General features: G+C 33.1%; 5 protein-coding genes. All 5 read left to right on the forward strand.

The window, feature by feature from the left end:
• The first annotated feature begins 153 nt into the window (after positions 1–153).
• Positions 154–909, forward strand: a complete 756-nt coding sequence (locus tag CN514_RS17385; RefSeq protein WP_286141733.1) for a DeoR/GlpR family DNA-binding transcription regulator — start codon at positions 154–156, stop codon at positions 907–909.
• On the forward strand, positions 906–1,817 hold the full coding sequence (gene pfkB, locus CN514_RS17390; RefSeq protein WP_098233684.1) for a 1-phosphofructokinase: 912 nt from the start codon (positions 906–908) through the stop codon (positions 1,815–1,817). The genes CN514_RS17385 and pfkB overlap by 4 nt, the downstream gene beginning before the upstream one ends.
• 12 nt (positions 1,818–1,829) lie before the next feature.
• On the forward strand, positions 1,830–3,680 hold the full coding sequence (locus tag CN514_RS17395) for a PTS fructose transporter subunit IIABC (protein WP_098233685.1): 1,851 nt from the start codon (positions 1,830–1,832) through the stop codon (positions 3,678–3,680).
• Between the two features lie 172 nt (positions 3,681–3,852).
• On the forward strand, positions 3,853–5,349 hold the full coding sequence (locus tag CN514_RS17400) for a spore germination protein (RefSeq protein WP_098233686.1): 1,497 nt from the start codon (positions 3,853–3,855) through the stop codon (positions 5,347–5,349).
• A partial coding sequence (locus CN514_RS17405; RefSeq protein ID WP_176525951.1) for a GerAB/ArcD/ProY family transporter occupies positions 5,339–6,374 on the forward strand: 1,036 nt, incomplete at its 3' end. The genes CN514_RS17400 and CN514_RS17405, both read left to right, overlap by 11 nt.

Raw genomic sequence — 6,374 nt, forward strand, 5'->3', positions numbered from 1 at the left:
TTTTTAGTTTAATGTAGCTTGTAAATTTTTACAAATTTGAACGGTTTTGAATGACTTTGAATGATTTAGATTGTTGTTGAATGTTTTTGGAAGAAAATGATTGATTTTTTATTTTTTGTGTCTTATACTTGGTTTTATGAAAGGATGAATTCTATGTTAACTCCGGAAAGACAACAATTCATTATAGAAATGATAAAAAGAATGGGTATTGTGAAATTAAGGGATATTGTAGAGGCTACAAATACTTCTGAGTCAACAATTCGTCGTGATTTAGTTGAGCTTGAGTCTCTTAATCTCTTAAAAAGAGTTCATGGCGGAGCAGCTTCAATCAATAGTAAAGCCACTGAATTAAGTATGACTGAAAAAACATCCAAAAACGTTCAAAGTAAAAAATTAATCGCCGGACTTGCAGTAACTCAAATTAATGAAGGCGATTGTATATATTTAGATGCTGGTAGTACTACATTCGAAATGATTCCTTTATTAAAGGGGTTAGATGTAACAGTCGTTACAAATGGATTAATGCATGTTGAAGCTCTTTTCGAAAATGAAGTGTCCGCATATCTTATAGGTGGAAAAATGAAAGGGCATACAAAAGCGTTGATTGGGAGTATGGCCTCTGAAAGTTTAAAGAATTATCGGTTTGATAAATGTTTTATTGGGGCGAACGGTATCCATCCAGAGTTTGGCTATACTACGCCAGATCCTGAAGAGGCGTTTGTAAAGAAAACAGCAATCTCTATTTCAGAGAAAGTATTTATAATAGCTGATTACAGTAAATTTGGCGAAACAAGTTTTGCGAAGATTGGTGAAATTGAAGAAGCGATTATTTTAACGGACGATATAGATGATGTACTAGCCAAACAATTTGAGGAAAAAACATCTTTGATAAAGGTAGTGAAATCATGATTTATACAGTAACACTTAATCCTTCAATTGATTACATCGTTGAAGTAGAGGATCTAGGGTTAGGAAAAATTAATCGAATGAAAAGGGAAAATAAATTTCCTGGTGGCAAAGGAATTAATGTTTCTAGAGTTTTGAAAAGATTAGATGTCGAAAGCATAGCACTTGGTTTCGTCGGAGGATTTACAGGCGATTTTATTAAAAATGTCTTGGAAAATGAAAGAGTTACATCTGACTTTGTTCAAGTAGAAGGCGATTCTAGAATTAACATAAAATTAAAATCTCAATTAGAAACAGAATTTAACGGACAAGGCCCTGCAATTTCTGAGGAAAAATTAGATCAATTTTTTTATAAATTAAAACAAATTAAAAAAGGTGATTATGTTGTATTAGCCGGTAATATCCCTAATACATTACCATCTGATTTATATGAACAATTGACTTTGTGGGGACAAGAAAATGAGATTCATATCATTGTAGATGCAAGTGGAAAAGTACTTTTAGATGTGGTTAAACATCGTCCATTTTTTATCAAACCAAATCATCATGAATTAGGTGACTTATTTGATGTCAAAATTAATTCAATAGAACAAGCAATCCCGTACGGTAAAAAGTTAGTTGAAATGGGTGCTCAAAATGTAGGAATATCGTTTGCAGGTGATGGAGCGATTCTTATTACAGAGTCTTCTGTTTATGTTTCAAATGTTCCAAAGGGAGAAGTAATTAATTCAGTCGGTGCAGGTGATTCACTTGTGGCTGGTTTTATTGGTACTTATGTAAAAACAAATAATATCGAAACTGCATTTAAAGTAGGTGTAGCATCAGGTAGCGCTACAGCTTTTTCAGAGGATTTAACAAAAAGAGAGAAAATTGAAGAATTACTTAATCAAGTAAAGATTGAAAAAGATTAGGGGGGGCGAAATATGAGAATCACAGAATTATTAAAAATAGATACAGTTCTCATTGATTTGAATTCATCATCAAAAATGTCAGTAATTGATGAATTAATACAAGTTTTAAATCAAGCAGGGAAATTAAACGATCAACAACAGTTTAAAGAAGCGATTTTAACACGTGAAGGTCAAAGTACAACAGGAATTGGAGAAGGTATTGCAATTCCACATGCTAAAACTGCGGCGGTTAAGACTCCTACCATAGCATTTGGTCGATCAAAAGAGGGAATTGATTATGAATCACTTGATGGTCAACCGGCTCATTTATTTTTTATGATTGCAGCTAGTGAAGGAGCAAATAATGCGCATTTAGAAACATTATCAAGATTATCTTCACTATTAATGGATGAAGAATTTCGTGGCTCATTATTAAGTGCAAAAGATGCAAATGAAATTATTCAGTTAATCGATCAAAAAGAAAAATCCTTAAATGATGAAAATGAAGAAACAGTTATAGAAGATTCTTCACGTCCACTAGTCCTTGCAGTAACTGCATGTCCAACAGGTATTGCTCACACTTATATGGCGGCAGATGCTTTAAAGGCAAAAGCAAGAGAATTAAATATTGATTTAAAAGTTGAAACGAATGGATCAACAGGGATAAAAAATGAATTAACAATAGACGAGATTAATAGAGCGGCAGCTATTATCGTAGCAGCGGATAAACAAGTTGAAGTAAATCGCTTTGATGGAAAACATGTCATCCAAGTACCAGTAGCAGATGGAATTCGTAAGTCAAAGGAATTACTTGAAAGAGCTGTTAAACAAGATGCACCAATTTTTCATGCTAATCATAATGGTGGTGGAAGTTCTTCAACTAATCAAGGTTCGGGAATTTACAAGCACTTAATGAATGGTGTAAGTAATATGTTACCTTTTGTCGTTGGTGGAGGAATTCTAATTGCGTTAGCATTTGCTTTTGGAGGAATTCATACAAAAGGTCCTGTTGCTGAATTGCTAATGAAAATTGGAGGAACTGGCGCTTTTAGTTATTTAGTTCCTATACTAGCTGGTTTTATTGCAAGTTCGATTGCCGATCGACCTGGATTTGTACCAGGGGTAGTTGGTGGATTTTTAGCTTCAAGTGCAGGCGCGGGATTCTTAGGTGGTTTAATTGCTGGTTTCTTAGCTGGTTATGTTGTACTTGGACTAAAGAAAGTATTTTCTAAGTTACCTAAGTCATTAGAAGGTATTAAGCCGGTTCTATTATATCCAGTATTTGGATTATTAATTACTGGTATTTTAATGGAATTAGTTGTAAATCCTCCTGTAACTTATTTAAATTCAGCTTTAACTCATTGGTTAAGTAGTTTAAATGGTGGAAACGCTGTCTTTTTAGGATTAATTCTTGGTGGAATGATGGCAGTAGATATGGGTGGACCTATAAATAAAGCTGCATTCACATTTGGTATAGCTGCAATTGCAGCAAATAATTTTGCACCACATGCTGCTGTTATGGCAGGTGGTATGGTACCTCCATTAGGAATTGCTTTAGCTACTACACTTTTCAAATCAAAGTTTACGGAAATGGAACGTAAATCAGGGATTACGAACTATATTATGGGGATTTCTTTTATAACAGAAGGAGCGATACCATTTGCTGCTGCAGACCCAGTAAGAGTGATTGTAAGTTCTGTTGTAGGTTCTTCAATCGCAGGTGGACTTGCAATGGCCTTTGGTATTACATTACCTGCACCACATGGTGGAGCATTTGTTATTCCGTTAGTAAATAAACCTGTATTGTATTTACTAGCAATCTTAATTGGCTCAATCATCACAGCGATCATGCTTGGAATTTGGAAAAAAAGAGTAAATGAATAATTAAGTACGATAAAAAGGCGACCTTAGTCATTACATTGACTTATAGGATCGCCTTTTTTTCAAATGAAGCTATTTTTACATATACTGGATTTTCATAATGAATAATAACCATAATTTAACGCAAAATAAGTCTAATTAATTGTATGAGTTTGGAAATTGGGTGAAATGCATAATGCGTTCAAATAAACATATACAAAGTAATCAGAATTCAAAAATTGAAATTAGTGGTGATTTGGATCGTAATGTAGAGTATGTAAAGAAATCATTAATAAATACGAGTGACTTAACGGTTAGACATTTAATGTTTCAAAATAAAAAGATCGTAGTTGTCTATATTAGTACAATTGTAGGTAGAGAAGCTCTTGAAGTCCAAATCATTCAACAAATTATTAATAATCCAAAGGATACGATTCCAAATACAGTATCAATTAATGATGTTAAAAGTTCGGATTCATTTGATGAATGTATTCTCAGTATTGTAAAAGGCTACACGCTTATTTTCACAGAATTTGAAAAAAATGTATTTATTTTAGAAACTACTTCTTTTCAAAATAGATCAATTCAAGAGCCTAGTAGTGAACAAACGATCAGGGGCTCCCACGACGGATTAGTAGAATGTATACTGACAAATATTAATCAAATAAGACGAAGAATCAGTAGTCCTAATCTTGTTGTTAAAACTTTATCATTAGGGGTAGAATCTGACACACGATTAGCAGTCTTATATATTGATACGATTGCCAATGAGGAGTTAGTTAAGGAAGTTCATAGAAGACTTTCTTATATTAATGTTGATTATGTCTATTCACCAGGTAATCTTGAGGAGTTTATAGAAGATGACCCATATTCACCTTTTCCGCAAATATTAACAACTGAGAGATCTGACCGAATAGCTGGTAATTTAATGGAAGGAAAGGTTGCGATCCTAACAGATGGTAGCCCTTCGGCACTTGTTTTACCAATTACTTTTTTCTCATTTTATCAATCAACTGATGACTATAATAGTCGATGGATGGTCGCATCGTTTGCACGTATTTTAAGATTGGTTAGCTTTTTAATTTCTATTTCATTTCCGGCATTATATATTGCATTAGTTTCTTTTCACTTTGAAATCATTCCAATTGACTTAGTGTTTAATGTAAAAAGCTCATTAGAAAATGTTCCATACCCACCATTAATTGAAGCTCTAGGGATGCAAATCACATTAGAATTACTTAGAGAATCGGCCATAAGGCTACCGAATCCGATTGCACAAACACTTGGTGTTGTAGGTGGTTTAGTAATTGGAACTGCAGTCGTACAGGCAAATTTAGTTTCAAATACTATGATTGTTGTTATCTCAATTACTGCAATTGCATCATTTGTTGTACCAGATAATGAAATCGGAACCTCTGTCCGCTTGCTTGGTTTTCCACTAATGTTTGCTGCTTCATTAATAGGATTAATAGGAATTGTATTTGGACTTAGTATTATCTTAATCCATTTATGTAAACTTGAATCGTTCGGATCACCATATTTCGCGCCATTTGCACCTTTTAGAAAATCAGATCTAAAAGATACCGTAGTTCGCGTGCCATTATGGAAAATGATAAAACGACCATTTGCACCTTTACCAAAGAATTTTAAACGAGAAAATAATTCAAGAGGGTGGGAAAATGATGAAAAATGAAAAGATGCTATCAATATCGCAATTTACATTCGTCATCATTCAAGCTCAAATTGGCGTAGGGCTCCTTTCACTTCCATATGTAGTGCATAAACATGCAGGTCATGATGGGTGGATTTCTACATTGCTTGCTGGTATCGGTGTGTTTTTACTCTTACTCATCATGTGGTTGCTTGGTTCGAGATTTCCGAAAGATACGATTTATGAATATTCATCGAAAATTGTAGGGAAATATATAGGAATGGTTATTTCGTATCTTTATATTTTATTTTTCTTTATGGTCTCGATTTATGTCGTAATGCTTACAATTTCGACTCTTAAAAAATGGATTTTGACATTTACGCCGCCTTATGTGTTAGTTATTTTTATCGTTTGTACAGGAGTATATTTAGCGAAAGAAAATTTGAAAGTAATTGGACGATTTTTTACTTTTGTCTGTGTTTTAATATTATTTCTGATATTCTTTGAATTTTGTTCTTTCAATAATGTAAATTATCGCTATTTATTTCCAGTCGGACAAGCGGGGGTTAAAAACATTTTTCTCGGAGCTCACGATGCGCTAATCTCAATGATGGGTTTTGAGTTTATGTTAGTATTATTTCCGTATGTGAAAGGAAAGCCAAACAAAATATTAAAAGCTGGAACAATTTCAATTAGTTTCGTAACGATCTTGTATACATTTTTTTTAATTACAAGTTATATGAGTTTTAGCAAAGCAGAAATTGAAATTGTACCTGAGCCGATTTTATATTTACTAAAATCATTATCATATGAAGTGATTGAACGATTAGACCTTGTCTTTCTTTCTATTTGGGTTGTACCAATCTTAACTTCATTAGTGACTTATTTATATTTAACTAGCTTCGGAATAAGCAAACTCTTAAAGTTTAAAAATCATAGTAAAACAACTATTTTTACAGGCCTTGCCATCGCGATTATCTGTACTTTTTTACCACATAGTGAAGAATTTATAATGAAATTTGGGACAATTCTTTCTTTTACAAGTTATTTTTTTATCTTTTTCTTAC

It is taken from the genome of Bacillus sp. AFS001701, assembly GCF_002559405.1.
Taxonomy (GTDB): domain Bacteria; phylum Bacillota; class Bacilli; order Bacillales; family Bacillaceae_G; genus Gottfriedia.